Source organism: Flavobacterium sp. W21_SRS_FM3 (assembly GCF_052113625.1).
In the GTDB taxonomy this organism is placed as follows: domain Bacteria; phylum Bacteroidota; class Bacteroidia; order Flavobacteriales; family Flavobacteriaceae; genus Flavobacterium.
In genome coordinates, this window is sequence record NZ_JBGQOD010000001.1 from 689,612 (window position 1) to 713,027 (window position 23,416).

Below are 23,416 nucleotides of genomic sequence, written 5' to 3' on the forward strand. Positions count from 1 at the left end.
TATATGCAAAAAATTTGTATTTTTTTGTTGGTTTTATTCAGTGGCTTTGTATCCAAAGCACAGGTAAACGAAGAGACACAGGATACGACTAAAACTGGTTTCTCTCAAGGAAAAATCCAAATAAAAGACCCTAAAAGTATTGTTTCGGCTTACACTTATGACCCCGTAACTGATCGGTATATTTATACCAATAAAGTGGACGGGTTTTCTATTAATTACCCTATTATATTGACTCCTAGCGAGTATGAAAAATTGGTTTTAAAAGAATCAATGCGCAATTATTTTAAGAAAAAATCAGATGCGATAGATGGTAAAAAAGAAGGAAGCGAAGACGATAAGAAAGATCTACTACCGAAATATTATGTCAATTCGGGACTTTTTGAATCTATTTTTGGTAGTAATACCATCGATGTAAAGCCTACAGGATCTGTAGAAATGGACTTAGGCGCTCGTTATACTAAACAAGATAATCCCTCATTTTCACCTAGAAATAGGTCTAATTTATCATTTGACTTTGATCAAAGAATTAGCATGAGTTTGATGGGAAAAGTAGGTACAAGATTAAATGTAAATGCTAACTATGACACACAATCAACATTTGCATTTCAAAATTTAATTAAGCTGGAATACACGCCTACCGAAGATGATATCATTCAGAAAATTGAAGTAGGAAATGTAAGCATGCCGCTAAATAGTTCGCTTATTCGTGGTGCTCAAAGTTTATTTGGAGTAAAAGCCCAATTGCAATTTGGTAAAACTACAGTGACAGGTGTATTCTCCGAACAAAAATCACAAACTAAAAGTGTTGTTGCCGAAGGTGGTGGAACTATCCAGGATTTTGACATGTATGCTTTAGACTATGATAATGATAGGCACTTCTTCTTATCACAATATTTCAGAAATAAATATGATGCTTCGTTAAAAAATTATCCTTTCATAGATAGTAGGGTCCAAATTACAAGAATTGAAGTGTGGGTTACCAATAAGCAAACTCGTGTTAACACAAATTCTAATAATTTAAGAAATATTATTGCGCTTCAGGATTTAGGAGAAGGACAATTGTCAGGAATCCCAGATAATCAAGTGGTCGTTTTAGATCCTTCAACCGGAATGTTTAATAACCCAGTCAATTCACCTTCAGATAACAGTAACAATGACTATGATCCTGCACAAATACAAAGTGGGACAGGACTGTTGAATGCAAATATTCGCGAAATTGTAACTGCTAGTTCTGGCTTTAATGTTACGGTGAGTGAAGGGCAAGATTATTCGAAATTAGAAAATGCTCGAAAGTTAAATGCAAATGAATACACTTACAATTCTCAGTTAGGATATGTTTCCTTGCAGCAAAGACTGGGTAATGATGAGGTTCTTGCCGTTGCTTATGAATATACTATTGGTGACAAGGTATACCAAGTAGGAGAATTTGGTAATGACGGCGTAGATGCTACAGTGGTTACAGGAAATAATAATTCTAATCAAGCTATTATCACGCAAAGTTTGATACTGAAAATGCTGAAAAGTAATTTAACAAATGTAAAAAATCCTATATGGAATTTGATGATGAAGAACATTTATCAAATTCAAGGAGGGTATCAACTAAAGCAAGAAGACTTTAGATTCAATATACTTTATACTGATCCTTCGCCCATTAATTATATTACTGAAGCCAAGGATATAGCGGGTAATCCAGTGCCTTTTCCTGCTAATCCATCGCCAGATAATAGAGTACAAGAAACGCCTTTATTAAAAGTATTCAATTTAGATAAACTAAATTATAATAACGATCCACAAACTGGTGGTGACGGATTTTTTGATTACATGCCTGGGGTAACGATTGATTCGCAAAATGGCCGAATTATTTTCACAACCAAAGAGCCTTTTGGAGAACTGTTGTTTTCTAAATTATCTAATACGGGTACTTCTGAGAATTATAACGATCCAGCTACTTACAATGAAAATCAGAAAAAGTACGTGTTTAGAAGCATGTATCGCAATACACAGTCGGGAGCTTTACAAGACAGTGACAAGAACAAGTTTTTATTAAGAGGTAAATACAAATCAACAGCTAGTAATGGTATTCCTATAGGTGGCTTTAATGTTCCGCAAGGGTCAGTTGTTGTAACTGCAGGTGGACGTGTGTTAGTTGAAGGAATAGATTATAGTGTCAATTACCAACTGGGAATGGTGCAAATATTAGATCCTTCTCTTCAAGCTTCAAATACGCCTATTGAAATTTCGTTAGAAAATAATTCCTTTTTCGGGCAACAAACCCGAAGATTCATGGGGGTGAATGTAGAGCATAAAATTTCAGATAAATTTTTAGTAGGAGCGACCTTCTTAAAAATGAGTGAAAGACCGTTTACACAAAAATCGACTTACGGTCAGGAATCTGTCAATAATACAATCTTTGGATTCAATACAAACTATGCTACAGAAGTGCCATTCTTTACAAGATTAGTTAATAAATTACCTAATTTAGACACTGATGTACCCTCTAGTTTATCTGTGAGAGGAGAAATTGCTTTCTTAAAACCGAATGCTCCTAAAGCCTCAGACTTTCAGGGAGAGTCAACAATATATGTAGATGATTTTGAAGGGTCTCAGTCAACAATAGATATGCGTTCTGCTTATGCTTGGAGTTTGTCATCAACTCCAGATAGGAATGTTAGAAGTGCGTATGATTTTAATGCTAATGCTAATGATTTGAGTTATGGTTTTAAAAGAGCCAAGCTAGCATGGTATTCTATTGACCCTGTTTTTTATACCTCAAAACCATCGGGTATAACTAATGACGACCTTTCTTTAAATACCACTAGACGAATTTATAGTGAAGAGTTGTATCCTTTAACAGATATTGCTCAAGGACAGTCTCAAGTTGTTAATACATTGAATTTAAGCTACTATCCTTCAGATAGAGGACCGTATAATAATAATCCAAATTTCCAGTCGAGTCCCCAAGATAATTTTGGAGGAATCATGCGATCGATTAATTCTACTAATTTTGAACAAGGGAATGTAGAGTATATTCAGTTTTGGGCACTAGATCCTTATGTTGGAAAAGGGGAAGTAGCAAAAAGCAATACAGGTAAAATCTATTTTAACTTAGGAGAAGTTTCAGAAGATGTTCTGAAGGATGGTCGTAAACAATATGAAAACGGATTAGGGCCTGATCAAATTCTTGTTAACCCAAGGCCTCTATGGGGAGATGTTCCCGCATCACAATCATTAATTTATGCCTTTGATGCAAACCCAAATAATAGAGCAAATCAAGATCTGGGTTTAGATGGTTTAAATAATAGTAAAGAAGGAGAAGTGTACTCTAATTTTGCATCTGATCCAGATCCTGCGGCAGATGATTACACCTATTATTTAAATGCATCAGGAGATATTGTACAACGCTATAAAAACTATAATGGAGTTGATGGAAATTCAGCGGTAGATATAAATGATCCGAATAGGGGCTCTACAACGGTTCCAGATGTGGAAGATATCAATAGGGATAATACGATGAATACTATTAATGCGTATTATGAATACAGTATTGATATTCAACCTAACATGGCTATCGGGCAAAATTACATTACAGATATTAGAAACACACAAGTTACTTTACCTAATGGACAAGTTACTGATGCCAGATGGATCCAATTTAAAATTCCCGTTTCTCAGCCAGAAAACACTATAGGTAATATTTCTGATTTCAGATCAATTCGATTTATGAGAATGTTCATGACTGGCTTTAGTGAGCCAGTAACCATGCGTTTTGGATCCTTAGATTTAGTGCGAGGCGAATGGAGAAGATATACAAACACGCTAGATTTTAATGATACAAATGTTGCTGATGACGGTACTGATCTAGATGTCTTAGCAGTAAATGTTCAAGAAAATAATGAGCGCTGCCCAGTTAATTATATAATTCCTCCAGGAGTTCAAAGGGAGCAGTTGTATAATAACAATACAATTATCAATCAAAATGAGCAATCCTTATCTTTAAGGGTTTCCGGTGATGGTTTAGAGCCACAAGATTCCAGAGCAGTATTTAAGAACGTGAGTATTGACATGCGTCAGTTTAATAAATTGAAGATGTTTTTACATGCAGAGTCCTTGCCAGGAGAAGTTGCTTTGCGAGATGATCAGATGGTTGGTTTTATTCGTTTTGGAAACGATTTTACTCAAAATTTCTATCAAATTGAAGTGCCTTTAAAAGTGACAGTTCCTACGTTAAGTTCGGGAACAAATTGTTCGCCTTTAAGTGCAGAAGTAGTTTGGCCAGAAGCCAATGAGATTGATCTTACTTTAGCTTTATTGACACAACTGAAAATTCAGGCTATGAGTGTGGATCTAAGTACACTTCCTTTAGACGGTATTTATTATCAAAATGAAGATGAATTGAACCCTGCTTTAGCTAATAAGGTAAATAAGTTACGACTGGGAATTAAAGGAAATCCTAATTTTGGTATGGTACGTACTTTAATGGTTGGTGTCAAAAATAATGATGCTACCCAAGATATTAAAGGAGAAGTTTGGTTTAACGAATTGCGATTGGCAGAAATGGACAATCAAGGAGGGATGGCTGCGATCCTAAACGTGGATACAAATTTTGCTGATTTTGCTACTGTTTCAGCAACAGGAAGAAAAAGCACTGTTGGTTTTGGTGCTTTAGAGCAAGGTCCTAATGAAAGAAGCCGTGAAGATATACAGCAATATAATATTGTAACTAATGTAAATCTTGGGAAATTATTGCCTAATAAATGGGGGATCAATTTACCATTTAACTATGCCATTGGTGAAGAAGTAATCACGCCTGAATACGATCCTTTCAATCAAGATATTAAGTTAAAACAACTTTTAGACAACACAGCTGATGGTGCCGAAAGAGACAATTTAAATAGTAGAGCAATAGACTACACCAGACGCAGCAGTATTAATTTTATTGGAGTTAGAAAACAAAGAAGCCCAGAACAAAAACAGCACGTTTATGACCCTGAGAACTTTACTTTTTCACAATCATATAACAAGGTGGAGCGTCATGATTATGAGATTGAAGATTATGTCGATCAACAATTGAATACTTCTGTAGATTATGCATACAGTTTTGAATCTAAACCTATTGAGCCGTTCAAGAAAACGCAGTTTTTAAAGAAGAGCAATTATTGGAAAATGCTGAGCGATTTCAACTTTAATTATTTGCCTTCTAATATTTCGTTTAACACCAATATTAATAGACAGTACAACCGCCAACAATTTAGGCAAGTTGAAGTTGAAGGAATTGGATTAGATCCTTTGTATAGAAGAAATTTCTCCTTTAATTATCAATATGGTTTCAATTACAATTTGACCAAATCTTTAAAACTAACTTATACTGCTTCGTCAAGTAATATTGTAAAAAATTATTTGAATGAAGACAATGAACCTATTGACAGTTTTACAATATGGGATAGCTATTGGAACATTGGAGATCCCAACCAGCACATGCAACAACTGTTGGTGAACTATGAAATTCCAATTAATAAAATCCCGCTATTTAGTTTTGTAAAAGCAAATTATAGTTATACTGGCGATTATAGCTGGCAGCGCGCTTCTAATGCTTTGTCAGAAATTGTGATAGATGGAGATAATTATAATTTAGGAAATACAATTCAAAACGCACGTTCTAATACTTTGAACGCTAGTTTTAATATGGAAATGCTATATAAATACTTAGGAGTGTCTAAAAACGCCGCTAAGTCAACTCCAAAAGCTAAGGTTATTGCGCCTAAGCCAGGAGAGAAAGTACTCAACACTAACAATAAGCCAGAAGCGCAAAACAATGAGTTTTTATCTGGTATAAAAGGAGTTTTAACGAGCATTAAAAATGTACAGTTAAACTACACCGAAAACAGTGGAACAGTCTTGCCTGGTTATACACCAAGTATCGGTTTCTTAGGTTCTTCTCGACCATCGTTAGGGTTTATTTTTGGAAGTCAAGACGATGTGCGATATGAAGCGGCTAGAAACGGTTGGTTGACAAATTATCAAGAGTTCAATCAAAACTACAGTCAGGTGACTAATAAAATGTTTAAAGCTACTGCAAATGTAGATTTGCTGCCTGATTTGAAGATTGATTTAAACTCTGATAGATCTTATTCAGAAAATTATTCTGAACAATATGATGTTACTAATGGACAGTATAATTCACGATCACCTTATACTTATGGTTTATTCTCCATATCTACGGTGTTAATTAAAACATCGTTTTCCGCTAGTGATGAAAACAGATCTGCAGCCTTTGATGATTTTAGATTAAACAGACTTACAATAGCTAATCGATTAGCTACACAACGAGGAATTGATGTGAATAATCCCGCTAATCTCGATGAAGACGGTTATCCATTAGGGTACGGTAAAAATAATCAAGCGGTATTACTGCCTGCTTTTCTAGCAGCTTATTCAGGGACTGATGCTGCTAATACGTCACTTGGTATCTTTAGAAGTTTCCCTATCCCTAACTGGGCTGTAAAGTACAACGGTTTGATGCGCTATGACATGTTTAAAAGAAACTTCAAGCGTTTTTCATTGCAGCACAACTATAGAGCATCGTACACGATTAATCAGTACCGTTCTAACTTTAATTATGATGAAAATCCTGATGGAGTAGATGACAGTGGTAATTTTTATAATAAGACAATCATGTCTAATATCAATTTAGTGGAACAATTTAGTCCATTAATTCGAATGGATTTTGAACTAAAGAGTTCTTTAAAAGTACTAACTGAAATCAAGAAAGATCGCGCTTTGTCGATGAGTTTTGATAATAATTTATTAACAGAAGTTAAGGGTATTGAGTATGTTGTAGGATTGGGTTACCGATTTAAAGATGTTATTTTTTCTTCTCGTTTAGCTGACAATCCATCTGGAATAATAAAAGGAGATATCAATATGAAAGCTGACTTCTCGTACCGAAATAATCAGACAATTGTGCGTTATTTAGATTATGATAACAATCAATTAGCAGGAGGACAAAATATTTGGGCTATAAAATTGACTGCTGATTATGCGTTCAGTAAAAACCTAACCGCTATCTTTTATTACGACCATTCTTTCTCTAAGGCTGTGATATCAACTTCATTTCCTTTGACAAATATTCGTTCAGGATTTACACTGCGTTATAATTTTGGGAATTAATTTTGAAAATCTAAACAAGATTTGAATAGAAGATTGTTACATTTGCGTAACAAAAAATAAATTATCAATTATCAATTAGTATTTATATGAATATACCAGCAAATTTAAAGTACACTAAAGACCACGAGTGGGTAAGTTTAGAAGGTGATGTTGCCACTGTAGGGATTACACATTTTGCTCAAAAAGAATTAGGAGATATCGTTTATGTTGAAGTAGAAACTTTAGATCAAACTCTTGAAAAAGATGAGGTTTTTGGTACTGTTGAAGCTGTAAAAACAGTTTCTGATCTTTTCCTTCCTTTAGCAGGAGAAATAATTGCATTTAATGATGATTTAGAAAGTAATCCAGAGACAGTAAATTCTGACCCTTATGGCGCAGGCTGGATGATAAAAATAAAAGTTTCAGATGTTGCCGATTTTGATTCTTTGCTTTCAAGTGAAGCTTATAAAGAATTGATTGGTGCCTAAAAAAATATTGTTTTTGGCGGCTTTAGCTTGGACAGTAATAATTTTATTTTTGTGCCTTGTTCAATCTGATGAATTGCCCGTTATTAATGTAGTCAATTTAGACAAATACATACACGCATTTTTGCACTTTGTATTTACCTCACTTTGGATTTTATTTTTTAAAACACAGGTGAAAAATGCAAATAAGTACAAGCCATTATTTGTCTCATTTATGCTTTCCGTTGTTTTGGGAATTATAATTGAATTATTACAGCAACAATTTACAACTACTAGAAGCGCTGATACTTTTGATGTTTTGGCAAATATATCAGGAGCTACGTTAGCAGCATTTCTTGTTTTATTTTATGACAGGTATAAGCATTCAAATAGTAAATAATTTAAAACCCACTCCGGTGGGTTTTTTTATGTCTTGTTTTTAAATTATTAGCAGTGGTAGTTTACTCTTTAAAATGATTTTCGATGTTTTGATTTTAAATATTGCAATTGCTGAGAAAAAGTAATCTAGTATAGCGAACGCGTTTTGAATATAAAATGTATTTTTGCCGAGTACGGTAATAATAAAATTCAAATCATTAGCACTATGAATATTAGACACTACTTAGATTCAACTTACTTAAAAACAGCAAGACAAGCTGGACTTGATGAAAATGAAAACATCAAGGTAGTAGAGAAATTTATTAAAGAAGCTATTGATGAGAATTTCAAACTAATCATGATTAGACCTGAAATGGTTTCTTTGGCAAAAGAAATGATAGTGGCGGCAAATTCAGCTGTTCAAATAGGAACCGTGATTGATTTTCCCGAAGGGAAATCTACTATAGAAAGCAAACTTCAAGAAGCAAACCAAGCTATTTTGGATGGCGCTGATGATCTGGATTTTGTTTGTAATTACGAAGCTTTTAAAAATGGCGAAATAGATTTACTAAAAGAAGAGTTGTATCAAGGAACAAAACTAGGTTTAGATCACAACAAGGTAGTGAAGTGGATTATTGAAGTGGCAGCTTTAAATGATAAGGAAATCGTTCAGCTTTCTTCGTTGATTAAGAAGGTTGTTATTTCAAATTTTCCAGAATCAAGTTATAATTCGGTGTTTGTTAAATCGTCTACTGGTTTTTATAAAACCGAAAACGATTTGCCAAATGGTGCTACAAGAGAAAGCATTATCATGATGCTTGAGAATGCATCTCCTTTACCTATTAAAGCAGCAGGTGGTGTGAGAACGTATGAAGAGGCAGTGCAAATGATTCAGCTAGGGGTAAAACGCATAGGGACTTCCGGAGCTAAAGCAATAGCTAATGGGGAGGATTCAAAGCAAGAATATTAAATCAAATCTCAAAAAATAATATGAAAAAAGGTTTATTAACTTTATTGTTATCATTCTTTTCTTTTTTTAATTACGGCCAAACGGATCCAAGTAATGCTTCAAGAGCAAATGCCGCTCCAGAACGCTTTCCTGTTTTTTCTAATTGTGCAAATTTAGAAGCGAAAGCTTTAGAAAACTGTTTTTACACCGAAGTTCAAGACTTTGTATTTGAAAATTTTGTGGTTCCAGAGCAACTTATGCAAAATGGTTTTAGGGATAATGTTAAGGTTCTTTTTGAAGTAGACGCTTCAGGTAAATTTAAAGTAATTTATGTTAATGCTGTTGATGAGAAACTGATTATAGAAACTAAAAGAGTTTTTGCTAAATTCCCTAAAATTACAGCTGCTACTTATAATGGTAAACCTGTTTATGCTCAATTTAATATCACTATAGCAATTCCTTTAAGAAGTACAGAGGCAGCAGCGTCTGAAGCTCTAGCTAATGATACAATTGTTAAAGAGGATAGTAGTCCGTTGACAGAGTTAGATAGTATTACTTATGCTAAATACAATAATCCGGAGTACGACAGTCATTTAAATATTCCTTTTTCTCACAGTTATTACGCACAGTTTGACGGTGCACTAAATAAAGTAGGAAGCAACAATCACACTGCATCTAAGCCTTATACTTATGCAGAGGTAGCTAAATACTATGATACCAAATCCGTAAACGAATCTCTTAAAAAAGAGGCTTCGGGCTGGTCGGCCAAAAAATTGTGGAATGAAAATATGGTAGCTATTCAAGGCGATGGATACTGGTTGACTCTTAATCCTATTGTCGATTTGCAATTGGGGAAAGCAAGTAATAGTGATGTATCCTATACCTATGTTAATACCCGCGCGATCAATTTTAGAGGAGGTCTGGGTAAAAATTTAAACTTTAGTACTACCGTTTTTGAAAGCCAAGGACGTTTTGCCGATTACTTTAATCGTTATGCAGAGTCTATTAAGCCGGCGGGAGGTAATCCTGCGATTATTCCTGGAATAGGAATTTCAAAAGAGTTCAAAACAGACTCCTATGACTTTCCTTTGGCGGAAGCCAATATCACCTTTACAGCGAGTAAGCACATTGATTTGCAACTGGGTTATGGTCGCAATTTTATAGGTGATGGATACCGATCTTTATTAGAGAGTGACGGCGCCAGTCCTTATCCTTACTTTAAAATAAACACTAATTTCTGGAAAATTAAATACACAAATACTTTTATGTGGCTCAAGGATGTTCGGCCAGAAGTGACCTTAGAACGTACCTATGCTACTAAATTTATGGCAAATCATTACTTGAGTTGGAATGTTTCGAATAGGTTAAACCTTGGTTTTTTTGAATCTGTAATTTGGACCAATACAAATGATAGAGGATTTGATGCTAGTTTTGTCAATCCTATAATTTTCTATAGATCGGTTGAGTTTGCTTCATCGGCAAGAACAGGAAATGCTCTTTTAGGATTCAGCTATAAATATAAATGGAGCAATCAGCTTAATTTTTACGGGCAGTTTTTATTAGATGAATTTTCTTTGGGGGATATAAAAAGTGCTGATAATAGTTGGAAAAATAAATTTGGTTACCAATTAGGAGCTAAATATTACAATGCATTTCATGTAGATAATTTATTACTACAGTTAGAGTATAATCATGTGCGTCCATATGTATATTCTCATAGTGTACCAATTACTAATTATGCTCATAATAATCAAAGCATAGGGCATCAATGGGGAGGTAATTTTAGAGAATTTATCGCTATAGCTCGTTATCATAAAGGACGTTATTTTGCTGATGCAAAAGTAACAGCGGGAACTCGCGGTTTTGATTTTGATACCACCGAAGATGGTTTTAATTATGGCGGAAATATTTACAAGGATTATGATGAGAACAGGCCATATGATAGTGGAGTAAAAGTAGGGCAGGGGAATAGAACAGCAATTTTCATTGCTGATATCCAGGGAGGATATTTAATTAATCCAACAACTAATTTGAAACTTTTTGGTAGTTATATATATAGGAATTTTGACCCTACCAAGAATACGGAAACCACATTCAAAGAAAGTACCAGTTGGTTTACTTTAGGTTTAAGAGCAGATATTTTTAACTGGTATTTTGACTATTAATATTCGTTACTAAAGTGTATTTATTATGAATTTTTGCTGCTGATTCTTATTAGAAGATGGCTTTGAAAAAAATGTAAATTCTTCAAACCTAATTCTCCATCTAATTTGTACCTTTGCAGCAGTTTTAAAAAATCTAATGAAAACCGCATTGAATTCTTCAACAAAAACTTTTTCCGTTAAATCGATTTTTTTAGACTTTAAAGAAATCACGAAAGCAGGACTTGCAATTAGTGTTTTGTTTTCTTCTATAGCTGGGTATTTTTTGGGAATTAATGATCAAAATCCATTTCAGTGGTCGGTTTTATTGATGCTGATAGTGGGTGGGTATTGCATGGTTGGTGCGTCTAATGCATACAATCAGGTAATTGAGAAGGATTTGGATATTTTGATGGATCGCACTAAAAATCGTCCAGTACCTTCGGGCAGAATGTCTCCTCGTACCGCTTTGATAGTAGCTAGTTTACTAACAATAATTGGAATTTCATTGCTATATATGATTAATCCTAAATCAGCCATGTTTGGTGCGATTTCTATATTCTTATATACAAGTGTTTATACACCGTTAAAAACGGTTACTTCATTATCCGTATTCGTGGGTGCTTTTCCGGGAGCTATACCATTTATGTTAGGATGGGTTGCTGCAACAGGGGATTTTGGTATCGAGGCGGGAACCTTGTTTTTAATTCAATTTTTCTGGCAGTTTCCGCATTTTTGGGCAATTGGTTGGTTTTTATATGAGGATTACGAAAAAGCTGGTTTTTTTATGCTGCCTACAGGGAAAAAGGATAAGGGTACAGCGTTACAGGTAATATTGTATACAGTGTGGCTGATAATTGCGTCTCTTTTGCCATCTTTAGGGTATACTGGAAAATTATTTATTTCTCCTATAGCAGCAGTAGCTGTATTTTTGTTAGGAATGTGGATGCTTTTTTATGCGGTGAGATTGTATAAATTAAGAACACCTAAGGCCGCAAGAACATTGATGTTAGTGAGCGTATCGTATATCACATTATTACAGTTAGTTTATATATTTGATAAATTTTTAAGATAGTTATGGAAATGACAATGACAACAGAAGAACATAAGTTAAGAACAGCAAGGTCATACAAGTTGATCTTGATCTTTGCTATGGTCAGTATGATTATGATGTTTGCAGGGCTTACGAGTGCCTTTGTGGTAAGTAAGTCTAGAGTTGACTGGTTAAAGGATTTTGAATTGCCAACGGCATTTTATTATAGTACGGTTGTAATTATAGGATGCAGTATTGCGATTCATTTAGCAAAAAAAGCCATTCAAAAAGACAATAAAAGTGCTACTACTACATTTCTTTTGGCTACTTTAGCACTTGGAGTACTATTTGTAATTTTACAATTTGTAGGTTTTGGACAAATAGTTGAGAATGGATATTATTTCACGGGAAGTGAGAGTTCAATAACCACTACATTTCTTTATATTGTTACGGTTGTGCATTTGATTCACCTAGCAGGAGGTTTGATTTCGCTGCTAATTATAATTTATAATCATTTTAAACAAAAATACAATTCTAGTCAAACTCTTGGAATAGAACTAGGTGCGATGTACTGGCACTTTCTTGATTTCTTGTGGATTTATTTATTTGTATTTTTATATTTCTTTAAATAAGAAAAAAACGTAAATTTGGGAACTTTTTAACGAATAACTTTTATGGAAGCGACAGTTACTACTGCAAATAGTGTAGAAAAAACTTGGGGAGGTGGCAATGAGCCAATGGGATCTAGTTACGGTAAATTAATGATGTGGTTTTTTATCATGTCTGATGCCTTAACGTTCTCTGGATTTTTAGCTGCTTACGGTTTTTCTAGATTTAAATTTATTGAAACTTGGCCTTTAGCCGATGAAGTGTTTACACACTTTCCATTTATGCATGGTGTATCTGCACCAATGTACTACGTGGCATTAATGACTTTTATTTTGATTTTTTCATCTGTAACAATGGTTTTGGCTGTTGATGCTGGTCATCAAATGAAAAAAAATAAAGTTGTTGTTTATATGTTTTTAACCATTATCGGTGGTTTGATCTTTGTTGGATCACAAGCTTGGGAATGGAAAAATTTCATTAAGGGTGAATATGGTGCTATTGAAACAACAGGAGGTAGTTTACTTCAATTTGTGGATAAAGAAGGTAATCGTGTAGCTTTGGCTGATTTTGCAGCAACATTACATGAAGATAGAGTGCAGCATACTAGAAGCACAGGAAGCTGGTTTGTAAGTGAAGATGCTTTGCCTACTTATTCAATTGCTGAAGTACAAGCTGGTTTTAAAGCGCATCCTGATCTTTTAATTAGAACAGAAGTTCTTTATGAAGCAACTCCAGAAACTAAAGTTGATACTAAAATTAACCATGAGTTAAGCAAGTTTAAACATAAAACAGTTTTAACAAGGGAAGAGTCTTTGTTAAGATTAAGTCAAGCTACTCATGTTGTAGAGGGAGCTAACTTAATCAGAAATGAATACGGTAGTAAATTATTTGCTGATTTCTTTTTCTTTATCACAGGATTTCACGGATTTCACGTTTTCTCGGGTGTGATTATTAACATCATCATCTTTTTCAATGTTCTGTTAGGAACTTATGAAAGAAGAGGAAGCTATGAAATGGTAGAGAAAGTTGGGTTGTACTGGCACTTTGTCGATTTAGTTTGGGTGTTTGTATTTACAGTATTCTATCTAGTTTAATTTTCAAAAATTATTATTATGTCACACGAACATGTATCAAATACAGCTGGAATCTGGAAAGTTTTCGCAATTTTATCAGCTGTTACTATTATAGAGGTATTTTTAGGAATACTTAAGCCAGATTTTTTACACTTGAATTATTTCCTTGGAATGAACTTGTTAAACTGGATATTTTATATTTTGACCATTTTTAAAGCATATTACATTGTATGGGAATTCATGCACTTAGGAGGCGAAAAAAGTAGTCTTAGATGGGCTATTGTTTTACCTGTAGTATTCTTAATATTATATTTACTTTTCATTCTTTTGACTGAAGGGAATTATATTTATGGGGTTTTTAAAGATTCAACGATTAAATGGAATTTTTAACACTATATTAATTCACAAAAAAGGTACGCAATTGCGTACCTTTTTTTATTTTTGCACTTCAAACTCTGCATTGTAATGAAAAAAAATATCGTTCTTTTTATCCTCTTTATTTTACCTATAGTCGCGTATCTTTTTTTTGCCTCGGGTGTCAATAGTTTTACAAAACTACCTGTTATTACTTCTAAAATTCCTGACTTTGGGAAATGGGAATCTCTAAATAAAGAACAAGTAACGCTAAATAATAAAGTGACCATTTTAGGTTTTTCTGGTTCTGAAGTTTTAAAAAACAGAGGAAATCTTTTTAATCTTAATGAGAAAATTTACCAGCGTTACCACACTTTCAAAGACCTTCAATTTGTTATGGTATGTCCACTTGGAACTGAAAATGATATAAGAAGCATTTTAGATGCCCTTGATGAGTTTACTGATGTCTCTCAATGGCACTTTGTATTTACTACACCAGAGCAAATCAATGCTTATTATGCGCAATTGCACTTAGAAGGTACCTTAGATCAATATGCTGGTACACCTAATGTTTACATTGTCGATAAAGAAAGAAATTTAAGAGGAAGAAAAGATCAAAAAGAATATAAGGAAGGGTACAATACTTTTCATCCTTCAGAGTTGAGTAATGAGATGTTAGATGATTTTAAAGTTATTCTTTACGAATATCGTGCTGCGCTTAAGAAAAACCACAATGCAACAAAAGAACTTTTAAAAGATTGATATGTTTAAAAATAAAGCTTACATAGGGATATCCTTTATTATTTTAGTTTTTGGAATTTATGCCATACCTAAAATAATAAGTAGAATACAGAATGGTGAAGTTGTGAAGGCAGATCGTTTGGATAGCGTTGCTACTGCTTCATCAAAAGATGGGAAATTAGTAAAAATAGGCCCAGCTCCAAAATTCTCTTTGGTTAACCAGGACAATGAAACAATTACTAATGAAACCTATAAAGGGAAAGTGTATGTTTTAGAATTTTTCTTTACTACTTGTCCTTCTATTTGCCCAAAGATGAACCAGAGTATGTTGCTTATCGAAAAGAAATTTTTTGGTAATCCTAATTTTGGTATTGTTTCTATTACAATAGATCCAAGTCATGACAATCCTAAGGTTTTGAAGGAACACGCTGCCTTGCTCGGAGTTAAATCGGCGAACTGGAACTTTTTGACAGGGGATAAAGAAACTATTCTAGGTTTGGCTAATAAAGGTTTCAATCTTTATGCTGCCGAAAACAGTAAAGTAGCCGGTGGATTTGAGCATTCCGGTTTGTTTGCTTTAATTGATAAAGACGGAAATATTCGATGTAGGAGAGATGAATTCGGGAACCCTATTCTTTATTATGACGGTTTAGAGAAAAAAGGAGTACGAGATATACAACAAGACATTAGTTTGTTATTAGAAGAATAGTAGTTATGAATGATCAAAATTTAGAACAAAAATATAAAAAGTGGATTGTTATTTTGTCTGTTGCAATTCCTCTTGTAGTAGTTATCCTCTTTAGTGTCAATCTAAGGAAGATGGGATTTGATGTGGCTCCTCTATCTTTTTTACCGCCCATTTATGCTGGAATTAATGGTTTAACTGCAGTATTGTTAGTTGCCGCTGTTATTGCAATTAAAAACGGGAATAGGAAGTGGCACGAAAATCTGATGAAAATGGCTATTGGTTGTTCCATAGCTTTCCTTGGTATGTATGTAGCTTATCACATGACTTCTGATTCTACTAAATTTGGGGGTGAAGGCATAATTAAATATGTGTATTACTTTATTTTAGGCACGCATATTATATTGTCTGTAATTATCATACCACTAATATTAATAACGTATGTTAGGGCTTTAGCGGGGGTTTTTGATAAACATAAGAAAATTGCTAAGATTACTTTTCCTATTTGGTTGTATGTTGCGGTTACTGGCGTTGTAGTTTATTTAATGATTTCTCCGTATTATGTATAAAAAAAATAGCTTTCATCTAATTGCTGTAGTCTTATTTCTATTAGTTGCTAATGCGGCTAGTGCTCAATGCGCCATGTGTCGTGCGGCATTAGGAGGTGAGGGAAATAATGCTCAAGCTCAGGCTGTTAATGATGGTATTGTTTATTTGATGGCAATTCCTTATCTATTAGTTGGTGTTATAGGTTATGCTGTGTACCGATTATATAGAAAGAAAAAAACGGAATAATCGAAAGTCTATTCCTATTTAAGACCATCAACGGTTACGTTAACTTCAGCGTTTACTTTGATAAAAGCTATAATAGCATTTTTAGTAAGTTGGATTTTTTGAAATTGAATGTCTTCCATTTTTCCATTGATAAACACTCCAGGCATCGGTGAATAATTACTAAGGTAACTCATCATTGTTTTTTTTCCTTCGTCTAAGTTGGCCTGAATAGAATATCTGCAATTTTCTTGAATTTTTTTAAGGATAACACCTTGAGCTAACCAATTAGCTGTTCGCATCAATTTGTTTTTTGTGTCCAAAACATAATCTAATTGGTCAAAATATATTTCTTTAGTAGTGTCATTGTATTTTGGAAAACCTGCAAGGTAGATGGTACCGTTAACACTTCCTGACAAATCCAGAGCGACAACCATTTTTGAGTCTTTATGCCAGATAGCGACGTTTTGTACTTTTACTTTTTTGTTTCCTTCGCCAAATTCCTGACCAATAAAGTTCTTTCTAATAATTTTAGACGCATCTGCATAGGAAGAAACCGCCACAATAGAAGTGCTCACTTGATTTGGGATTTTTGTAACTGCTTTTAAAATAATTTTATTGGCATCAAATTTTGTTTCAGGCTCCTGACCAATTAGCGTTTCCATATTGCATTTCATGCCCATCTGAAGTGTAAAAGAATCATTTTTTAGCTTTGCTGCCGAAGAGTAAATTTCTAGCGGTTTAATTCTTAGCCAACTTTCATAAGCCTCATTCATTTGAAAAGGAGTACATAGTTTTTCTAATGCTGCTAAAACATTGGGTTTGAAATCCATGGATTTTTCAATCACTTCATCTATTTTGCTTTCAATTTTAGATTTAAATAGCTTTACTGCTGGATTAATTAAATACGTTACTGGAAGATTTTTACCCATGACAACCATTGTCGGACTTTCATTCCAGTCTAAGGATTGGAGTTCTGTCTTTGTTTTTAATTTCCAATTATTCAGACTTACATCACTAGTCAGTGTTACGATTCCATTTAGATTAAACTCTTTGGTATTGTATAAGTCAACCCCCATCGTTCTGGTACCTATACGATATTTCACTACTGCTTTTAGAGGTAGCACTGTTTTTATTTTATCTGAAGTGCTAGCAGCATCATTTTGAATAGTTATGGGTGCTAATTTCCATATTTTCATTTCTATGTCATCATCCTCGATATCATTATCCTCATAGATTAGCCCATTCAAAAGATTGTTTGTCTGCTTTTCAATATCCTTTAATTTTATATTGATAGGCAAATTGATAAAAGACGGCGCTACTTCATATACTAACGGACTGGCGTCATCTGGCTCGGGTTTCAGTGTGTCAATTTTTTTAGAAGTTGAACAGCTTAGTAACAGCATGCAAGAAAGTATAACGGCTGAAATAGTTTTTGACATTTGAGAACGTTTGAAATGCGAAATTACTAAATAAATATATTTTTTTGATTTTTTGTAACAAAAGCAATTATTAAAAGTCTAATAGTTTTTATAGCTGTTGCAAAAGCTGTGAACTATTTACAGATTAGCATGACATCTTTATAAGAAAAAGTTAAATTTGTGTAGTAGTGACACTACATTTTATTAAATAAATATGGGAAATAAAAAATATTTTAGTTTACTGCTGTTGTTGTTCGCTAGTTTGTCATCCAATGCACAAACTAAAACTTGGACACTAGAAGAATGTGTGCGATATGCCCTAGATAACAACATTTCGATTAAGCAGACCGAATTAGATTCAAAGTCGGCATTAATTGATAAAAAAGATGCTTTAGGGAATTTCTTACCCACGGCAAATGCTTCTGCTTCTCATTCATGGAATATTGGATTGAATCAAGATATTACCACTGGTCTTTTGCAAAATAAAACCACCCAATTTACCTCTGCAGGAGCAAGTGTGGGAATCGATATTTACAATGGATTACAAAATCAAAATACACTTAGAAGAGCAAAACTTTCGATGGTGCTGGCAAAATACCAACTGGTAAAAATGCAAGAAGATATTGCACTTAATGTAGCGAATGCTTTTTTACAAGTTTTATTTAATAAAGAAAATCTCAAAGTTCAAAAGGAACAAATGGGAATAAATCAAAAACAACTGGCTCGTTCCCAAGAGCTAGTCAATGCTGGAACTATACCTAGAGGGGATTTATTGGATATTAGAGCTACTTTGGCAACAGATAATCAAAACGTAATTGCAGCCGAAAATAATTTGCTAATTTCTAAATTAAGTCTAGCGCAATTATTACAGCTCGATGATTTTCAAAATTTTGATGTTGTTGATGATGGCATGATGAAAGATGAAAATGCTATTCTTGCTCAAAATCCTACCGCGATTTATGACAAAGCTAAAGAGCAAAGAACTGAGCTTAAGATAGCGCAAGCCAATTTAGAAATTGCTGAAAAGAATTTGGCCATTGCCAAAGGAGGATTGCAACCTACTTTAAGAGGGTTTTATAACTTCAATACAAGAATATCATATGCTGATGTAGCATTGCGAGATGGTAATGGTGCCGTAATCGGAGTTCAGTCAGCGCCACCATTTTTTGATCAGTTCAATGATAACAAGGGGCAATCCTACGGTGCGCAATTGAATATTCCTATTTTTAATGGGTTTTCAGCTAAAAATAATGTAGAAAGATCTAAGGTTAGTTTAGAAAAATCCAAGCTTGCACTTGAGCAACAAGATCTGGATTTAGAAAGAAACGTATATACCGCTTTTACGGATGCTAAAGGCGCATTGAACTCGCATGAGTCAGCTCTTATTGCATTAGAGTCGCGTCAAGAGTCTTACAATTATGCTAAAGAAAAGTTCAATGTAGGCTTGATGAATTCTTTCGATTTAAATCAATCACAAACATTACTTTCTAATGCACAGTCTGAAGTATTAAGAAGCAAATACGATTATATCTTTAAAATTAAAATATTAGAATTCTATTTCGGAATCCCTATCATTAAAAACTAATTCATTATGTCAAAAAAAACAATTTATTATATAGTTGGTGGAGCAGCTGTACTTATAGTAGCATTAATTGCACTTTCAAAAGCAGGGGTAATCGGGAATAAAGACCATGGTGTAGAAGTTGAAATTAATCCTGTTACTACTTCAACTATTATTGAAACCGTTTCTGCAACAGGAAAAATTCAACCTGAGATTGAAGTAAAAATATCATCAATGGTTTCTGGTGAAATCATTTCATTGCCTGTTAAAGAAGGTCAAGTAGTTAGAAAAGGTGAATTATTGGTAAAAATAAACCCTGATTTATATACTTCTAGTTTAAACAGAACTATTGCGGGATTATCTGGTTCAAAAGCTGGTTTAACACAGGCAGATGCTCAATTTAATGAAGCTAAATCAAGTTATGATAGGAATAAGACGTTGTTCCAAAAAGGGATAATCTCTAAGTCAGACTGGGATAAAGCGATAGCAACTTATGAAGTAGCAAAAGCTACAAAACAAACAGCTTATTTTAATGTGCAAAGTGCTTCTGCATCTGTGAGTGAAGCTAAGGATAATTTAGGACGTACAATCATCTACGCGCCAGCAGACGGAACGATTTCGATGTTAAACGTAGAACTGGGAGAACGAGTTTTAGGGACACAACAAATGACCGGTACTGAACTTTTAAGGGTAGCCAACCTAAACAACATGGAAGTTGAAGTAGATGTGAATGAAAATGACATCGTAAAAATTAAAGTAGGTGATGAGGCAAATGTTGAAGTAGACGCTTATTTAAAAAAGAAATTCAAAGGTGTGGTGACGAGTATTTCTAATTCTGCTAGCAGTACATTAACTTCAGATCAGGTGACCAACTTTAAGGTTAAAGTACGAATTGTTAAAGAGTCTTACCAAGATTTATTAGAAGGAAAACCTGCGGCTTATTCACCGTTTAGACCAGGAATGACTGCTACTGTTGATATTATTACAAAGACTAAAAAGAATGTAATTAATGTGCCTATTAGTGCTATAGTAATCAAGTCTGATACTGCAGCTACCAAAGGTGTACAAATGGTAGAGACACCAGAAGATAAAAATGCAGCTCCAAAAAGTGATAAAAAGTTTGAGTGTGTTTTTGTAAAAGTGGGAGATAAAGCAAAAATCCGTGTTATTAAAACAGGTATTCAAGATGATACTAATATTGAAGTTATGAGCGGACTTCAAAAAGGAGATGTAGTAATTACAGGACCGTATACAACCGTTACTAAAGAACTGAACTCTGGGGATAAGATAACAGTTAAGACCACTGATAAAGATGCTAAAAAATAGTTTTCTTACTTTATAATATGTAGTGCTTTAATGCTACAATTCATTAACAAAAGCTGCTTAGTAGATTCTATTAAGCAGCTTTTGTTTTTGGTTTCAGAATTGTTTTTTTAAAGCGTTTTGACTTCCTTTGTAACCAGCAATTATACTAATCGTATTCTAACTTATATTTAAAAAATGGCGTATATCCTCAATATTGAAACGGCTACAAAAAACTGTTCGGTATCTATTGCAAAAGATGGGACAACTATGGTTTGTAATGAAATTTCAGAAGAAGGTTATTCTCATGCTGAGCGTTTGCATCTCTTTATCGAGAAATGCTTACAAGATATCGGAATCACGTACCAGGATTTATCTGCAGTAGCCGTGAGTCAAGGTCCAGGATCGTATACAGGATTACGTATTGGTGTTTCAGCAGCTAAAGGATTATGTTATGCTCTATCAATCCCTTTAATTGCAGTAGATACTCTGCAGGCGCTAGCTGCTCAAGCTAAGATCAGTGATGGTTTAATTGTTCCAATGATTGATGCTAGACGAATGGAAGTGTATAGCGCGGTCTTTACGGCAGATTTAAAGCAGAAAAGAGCAACTATGGCAGAGATTATATCTGAAGATTCTTTTAATGAATTAGAGGGAACTGTTTACTTTGTAGGAGATTGTGCTGAAAAATGCAAAACGGTGATGAATAAACCTAATTTTGTGTTTTTAGATACGCTTGTATATCCTTCCTCTAATGAAATGGGAATATTAAGTTATCAGAAGTTTCAAAATAAAGACACTGTTGATGTAGCTTACTTTGAGCCCTTTTATTTAAAAGACTTTTTGATTACTGCTTCAAAGAAATAATGTTGAACGCAAAGTGATTTTACCCGTCTGTTTTAGACATTTCTTTCACAAAGGGCTGAATGGCGATGCCTGCTTGGTCAAAAGCAATTTTACAATTCTCTAATGTTTCTGTAAAAACGACCCCAAAATCTTCATTCTTAGCCCACGGTCTTACTGCTAATTCAATTGCACTATCTGTAAGATTCCTGACAAAAACTTCAGGCTTTGGCGTTTGTAATACTTTAGGGTTGTTGTTTAAAATAGCTATAATTATTTCTTTGGCTTTCTTAATATCAGAATCATAAGATATTGAAAATGTTAAATCAGCACGACGCGTAGGCTGTAAAGAGTAATTTGTAATTGTCCCATTAGAGAGGATTCCATTAGGTATAAAGATCGTCTGATTATTTGCAGTGATTAATTTGGTTACAAAAATCTGTATTTCACACACAGTAGCTAAAACGCCTTGTGCTTCTATTGTATGACCTACTTTAAATGGTTTGAACAGTATAATAAGCATTCCTCCTGCAAAATTGGATAGCGATCCTTGTAGAGATAATCCAACTGCTAAACCCATGGCACCGAGGATGGCAACAAAAGACGATGTTTCTATACCTAACTTAGATATGAAGGTTACAAATAACAATACTCTCAAAATCCATAGTAATATGTCAGCTAAGAACTTGGTTAAAGTAGGGTCCAAGTCTCGTTTAATCATTATTTTTCTAATGAGCCTATTAATAATACGAATGGCATATAAACCAATAAACAAAATGATAAAAGCTGATATCAACTTTGGAGAATAAGAAAGAAATTCTTTAATATATAGGTTGGCATAGCTTGCCGCTGCATCAATATTTACTGTCATTTTTATTCTAATAAAAAACCTTCTCGGAAGAGAAGGTTGAAGTTTATTGTACAAAAATACAAATTAAATGGTTTTTATAAGTGTATTTGTACTTCTTATTCTTTAGGTGATGCTATTTCTGAACTTGCATTTCTTTCGGTAAAAGTGTCTATCTTTTCTTCTATTGTTGCTTTAGCATCTTGAGCAAAATCCTCCACTTTTTCTATTGCTTCTTCAGCATTTTCTTTGATACTATCGATGGTTTTTTCTAATAAATCAGCAGTTTTATCTGAGAATTCACTGATCGTTTCTTTAGCTTGATCCGTATAACTGTCAGCCTTATCTAGTAAAGGAGCTACAGATTCTTTAACATCATCAAAAGCAGTTTCGGCTTTCTCGGCTAGTTCGTCACTTACTTCTTTCACCTTTTCTATAGCTTCATCCTTAAAAAGTTCTGCTTTTTCTAAGTAAGGAGCAGCTGCTTCCTTTGATTCTGCTAAGGCATTTTCCGCTTTGTCTGTTAAAGCTGCTGTTGATTCTTTGGCTGAGCCAAATAAATTTTTTAAAAATGAAGTTACTCCCATGGTATTTTTATTTGATTAGGATACAATAGTAAGCATTTTTTGGAAGTTAAAGATTATTTGAATATTAATATTTTATTGGTAATCAATATTTTAAATTAAAAATGTTCAAGAATTCTATTTACATTATGCTGTTATATCTAAGTATAGCTTTAAGTAAGAAAACGAATTCTAATGGCCAATAGTAAATTTTATAAATGCTATTAAATAAAAAAAGCGCTTCAAAAGAAACGCTTTTTTTAAATTTTAACATGAATTATTCTAATTCAAATGTTATTTTTAAATTGACTCTAAACTCTGATACCTTTCCATCTTTAACAGTGGCACTTTGTTCATGAACATAAACAGAGCGTATGTTTTTAACCGATTTGGATGCTTTAGTAACTGCATTTTGCGTGGCTTCTTCCCAACTAGTATTAGAGCTGGAAAGTACTTCAATAACTTTTAATACTGACATAATTTCTATTTTTTTGGTTAAGAACTAAAGTTATTGATTTTTTTTCGAATAGGTTAA

Annotated in this window: 20 protein-coding genes; 16 read left to right on the top strand and 4 right to left on the bottom strand. The window is 33.7% G+C overall.

Annotated elements, in window-relative coordinates:
* Positions 1-3 precede the first annotated feature (3 nt).
* The 13 genes from sprA to ACEN2K_RS03130 all read left to right on the top strand — a co-directional run bounded on the left by sprA (position 4) and on the right by ACEN2K_RS03130 (position 16,368).
* Entirely contained in the window at positions 4-7,167 is a 7,164-nt protein-coding gene (sprA, locus tag ACEN2K_RS03070) for a cell surface protein SprA (RefSeq protein WP_441757837.1), read from the top strand.
* 86 nt (positions 7,168-7,253) lie between these two features.
* A complete protein-coding gene (gcvH, locus tag ACEN2K_RS03075; protein ID WP_441757838.1) occupies positions 7,254-7,634 on the top strand; it encodes a glycine cleavage system protein GcvH in 381 nt (126 codons plus the stop codon).
* Complete coding sequence (locus ACEN2K_RS03080) at positions 7,627-8,010, top strand: VanZ family protein (RefSeq protein WP_441757839.1); 384 nt, start codon at positions 7,627-7,629, stop codon at positions 8,008-8,010. Before gcvH ends, ACEN2K_RS03080 begins: the two co-directional genes overlap by 8 nt.
* Before the next feature lie 204 nt (positions 8,011-8,214).
* Positions 8,215-8,958, top strand: a complete 744-nt coding sequence (gene deoC, locus ACEN2K_RS03085) for a deoxyribose-phosphate aldolase (protein WP_441757840.1) — start codon at positions 8,215-8,217, stop codon at positions 8,956-8,958.
* Positions 8,959-8,978: 20 nt separating this feature from the next.
* On the top strand, positions 8,979-11,102 hold the full coding sequence (locus tag ACEN2K_RS03090; protein ID WP_441757841.1) for a gliding motility protein RemB: 2,124 nt from the start codon (positions 8,979-8,981) through the stop codon (positions 11,100-11,102).
* 136 nt (positions 11,103-11,238) lie between these two features.
* A complete protein-coding gene (gene cyoE, locus ACEN2K_RS03095; RefSeq protein ID WP_441757842.1) occupies positions 11,239-12,153 on the top strand; it encodes a heme o synthase in 915 nt (304 codons plus the stop codon).
* A gap of 2 nt (positions 12,154-12,155) precedes the next feature.
* Entirely contained in the window at positions 12,156-12,743 is a 588-nt protein-coding gene (locus tag ACEN2K_RS03100) for a cytochrome c oxidase subunit 3 (protein WP_441757843.1), read from the top strand.
* A 42-nt stretch (positions 12,744-12,785) separates the two neighbouring features.
* On the top strand, positions 12,786-13,814 hold the full coding sequence (locus ACEN2K_RS03105; RefSeq protein ID WP_441757844.1) for a cytochrome c oxidase subunit 3: 1,029 nt from the start codon (positions 12,786-12,788) through the stop codon (positions 13,812-13,814).
* Positions 13,815-13,832: 18 nt separating this feature from the next.
* Positions 13,833-14,183, top strand: coding sequence for a cytochrome C oxidase subunit IV family protein (locus ACEN2K_RS03110; RefSeq protein ID WP_441757845.1), 351 nt, complete (start codon positions 13,833-13,835; stop codon positions 14,181-14,183).
* 75 nt (positions 14,184-14,258) lie between these two features.
* The gene (locus ACEN2K_RS03115; protein WP_441757846.1) at positions 14,259-14,909 is read left to right on the top strand and encodes a hypothetical protein; all 651 of its coding nucleotides are present in this window, start codon (positions 14,259-14,261) and stop codon (positions 14,907-14,909) included.
* A gap of 1 nt (position 14,910) precedes the next feature.
* Complete coding sequence (locus tag ACEN2K_RS03120) at positions 14,911-15,597, top strand: SCO family protein (protein ID WP_441757847.1); 687 nt, start codon at positions 14,911-14,913, stop codon at positions 15,595-15,597.
* 5 nt (positions 15,598-15,602) lie between these two features.
* Positions 15,603-16,142 (top strand): DUF420 domain-containing protein, encoded by a 540-nt coding sequence (locus ACEN2K_RS03125; RefSeq protein WP_441757848.1) that lies wholly within the window; start codon positions 15,603-15,605, stop codon positions 16,140-16,142.
* On the top strand, positions 16,135-16,368 hold the full coding sequence (locus ACEN2K_RS03130; protein ID WP_441757849.1) for a hypothetical protein: 234 nt from the start codon (positions 16,135-16,137) through the stop codon (positions 16,366-16,368). The genes ACEN2K_RS03125 and ACEN2K_RS03130 overlap by 8 nt, the downstream gene beginning before the upstream one ends.
* A 14-nt stretch (positions 16,369-16,382) precedes the next feature.
* Here the strand turns inward: ACEN2K_RS03130 and ACEN2K_RS03135 are convergent, their stop codons facing one another.
* A complete protein-coding gene (locus tag ACEN2K_RS03135; protein WP_441757850.1) occupies positions 16,383-17,786 on the bottom strand; it encodes a DUF4403 family protein in 1,404 nt (467 codons plus the stop codon).
* 193 nt (positions 17,787-17,979) lie between these two features.
* On the opposite strand from ACEN2K_RS03135, the gene ACEN2K_RS03140 reads away from it, so the two are divergent.
* From ACEN2K_RS03140 to tsaB, 3 genes are all read left to right on the top strand, one after another.
* Positions 17,980-19,350, top strand: coding sequence for a TolC family protein (locus tag ACEN2K_RS03140; RefSeq protein ID WP_441757851.1), 1,371 nt, complete (start codon positions 17,980-17,982; stop codon positions 19,348-19,350).
* Positions 19,351-19,356: 6 nt separating this feature from the next.
* Positions 19,357-20,652, top strand: coding sequence for an efflux RND transporter periplasmic adaptor subunit (locus ACEN2K_RS03145; RefSeq protein WP_441757852.1), 1,296 nt, complete (start codon positions 19,357-19,359; stop codon positions 20,650-20,652).
* Between the two features lie 174 nt (positions 20,653-20,826).
* The gene (gene tsaB, locus ACEN2K_RS03150; RefSeq protein WP_441757853.1) at positions 20,827-21,495 is read left to right on the top strand and encodes a tRNA (adenosine(37)-N6)-threonylcarbamoyltransferase complex dimerization subunit type 1 TsaB; all 669 of its coding nucleotides are present in this window, start codon (positions 20,827-20,829) and stop codon (positions 21,493-21,495) included.
* A 19-nt stretch (positions 21,496-21,514) separates the two neighbouring features.
* Here tsaB and ACEN2K_RS03155 read toward each other — a convergent pair whose 3' ends face one another.
* The 3 genes from ACEN2K_RS03155 to ACEN2K_RS03165 form a co-directional block, all read right to left on the bottom strand.
* A complete protein-coding gene (locus tag ACEN2K_RS03155) occupies positions 21,515-22,342 on the bottom strand; it encodes a mechanosensitive ion channel family protein (RefSeq protein ID WP_441757854.1) in 828 nt (275 codons plus the stop codon).
* A 95-nt stretch (positions 22,343-22,437) separates the two neighbouring features.
* Positions 22,438-22,905: a YtxH domain-containing protein gene (locus ACEN2K_RS03160; protein ID WP_441757855.1), complete on the bottom strand. Its 468-nt coding sequence runs from the start codon at positions 22,903-22,905 to the stop codon at positions 22,438-22,440.
* Positions 22,906-23,158: 253 nt separating this feature from the next.
* Positions 23,159-23,359 (bottom strand): dodecin family protein, encoded by a 201-nt coding sequence (locus ACEN2K_RS03165; protein WP_441757856.1) that lies wholly within the window; start codon positions 23,357-23,359, stop codon positions 23,159-23,161.
* Positions 23,360-23,416: the final 57 nt, after the last annotated feature.

Coding starts and splice junctions, on each gene's coding strand:
- ACEN2K_RS03130 (WP_441757849.1), top strand. CDS start 16,135: ATGTATAAAAAAAATAGCTTTCATCTAATTGCTGTAGTCTTATTTCTA.
- ACEN2K_RS03115 (WP_441757846.1), top strand. CDS start 14,259: ATGAAAAAAAATATCGTTCTTTTTATCCTCTTTATTTTACCTATAGTC.
- ACEN2K_RS03145 (WP_441757852.1), top strand. CDS start 19,357: ATGTCAAAAAAAACAATTTATTATATAGTTGGTGGAGCAGCTGTACTT.
- ACEN2K_RS03105 (WP_441757844.1), top strand. CDS start 12,786: ATGGAAGCGACAGTTACTACTGCAAATAGTGTAGAAAAAACTTGGGGA.
- cyoE (WP_441757842.1), top strand. CDS start 11,239: ATGAAAACCGCATTGAATTCTTCAACAAAAACTTTTTCCGTTAAATCG.
- gcvH (WP_441757838.1), top strand. CDS start 7,254: ATGAATATACCAGCAAATTTAAAGTACACTAAAGACCACGAGTGGGTA.
- ACEN2K_RS03090 (WP_441757841.1), top strand. CDS start 8,979: ATGAAAAAAGGTTTATTAACTTTATTGTTATCATTCTTTTCTTTTTTT.
- ACEN2K_RS03135 (WP_441757850.1), bottom strand. CDS start 17,786: ATGTCAAAAACTATTTCAGCCGTTATACTTTCTTGCATGCTGTTACTA.
- ACEN2K_RS03160 (WP_441757855.1), bottom strand. CDS start 22,905: ATGGGAGTAACTTCATTTTTAAAAAATTTATTTGGCTCAGCCAAAGAA.
- sprA (WP_441757837.1), top strand. CDS start 4: ATGCAAAAAATTTGTATTTTTTTGTTGGTTTTATTCAGTGGCTTTGTA.
- ACEN2K_RS03125 (WP_441757848.1), top strand. CDS start 15,603: ATGAATGATCAAAATTTAGAACAAAAATATAAAAAGTGGATTGTTATT.
- ACEN2K_RS03155 (WP_441757854.1), bottom strand. CDS start 22,342: ATGACAGTAAATATTGATGCAGCGGCAAGCTATGCCAACCTATATATT.
- ACEN2K_RS03165 (WP_441757856.1), bottom strand. CDS start 23,359: ATGTCAGTATTAAAAGTTATTGAAGTACTTTCCAGCTCTAATACTAGT.
- ACEN2K_RS03120 (WP_441757847.1), top strand. CDS start 14,911: ATGTTTAAAAATAAAGCTTACATAGGGATATCCTTTATTATTTTAGTT.
- deoC (WP_441757840.1), top strand. CDS start 8,215: ATGAATATTAGACACTACTTAGATTCAACTTACTTAAAAACAGCAAGA.
- ACEN2K_RS03110 (WP_441757845.1), top strand. CDS start 13,833: ATGTCACACGAACATGTATCAAATACAGCTGGAATCTGGAAAGTTTTC.
- ACEN2K_RS03100 (WP_441757843.1), top strand. CDS start 12,156: ATGGAAATGACAATGACAACAGAAGAACATAAGTTAAGAACAGCAAGG.
- ACEN2K_RS03140 (WP_441757851.1), top strand. CDS start 17,980: ATGGGAAATAAAAAATATTTTAGTTTACTGCTGTTGTTGTTCGCTAGT.
- tsaB (WP_441757853.1), top strand. CDS start 20,827: ATGGCGTATATCCTCAATATTGAAACGGCTACAAAAAACTGTTCGGTA.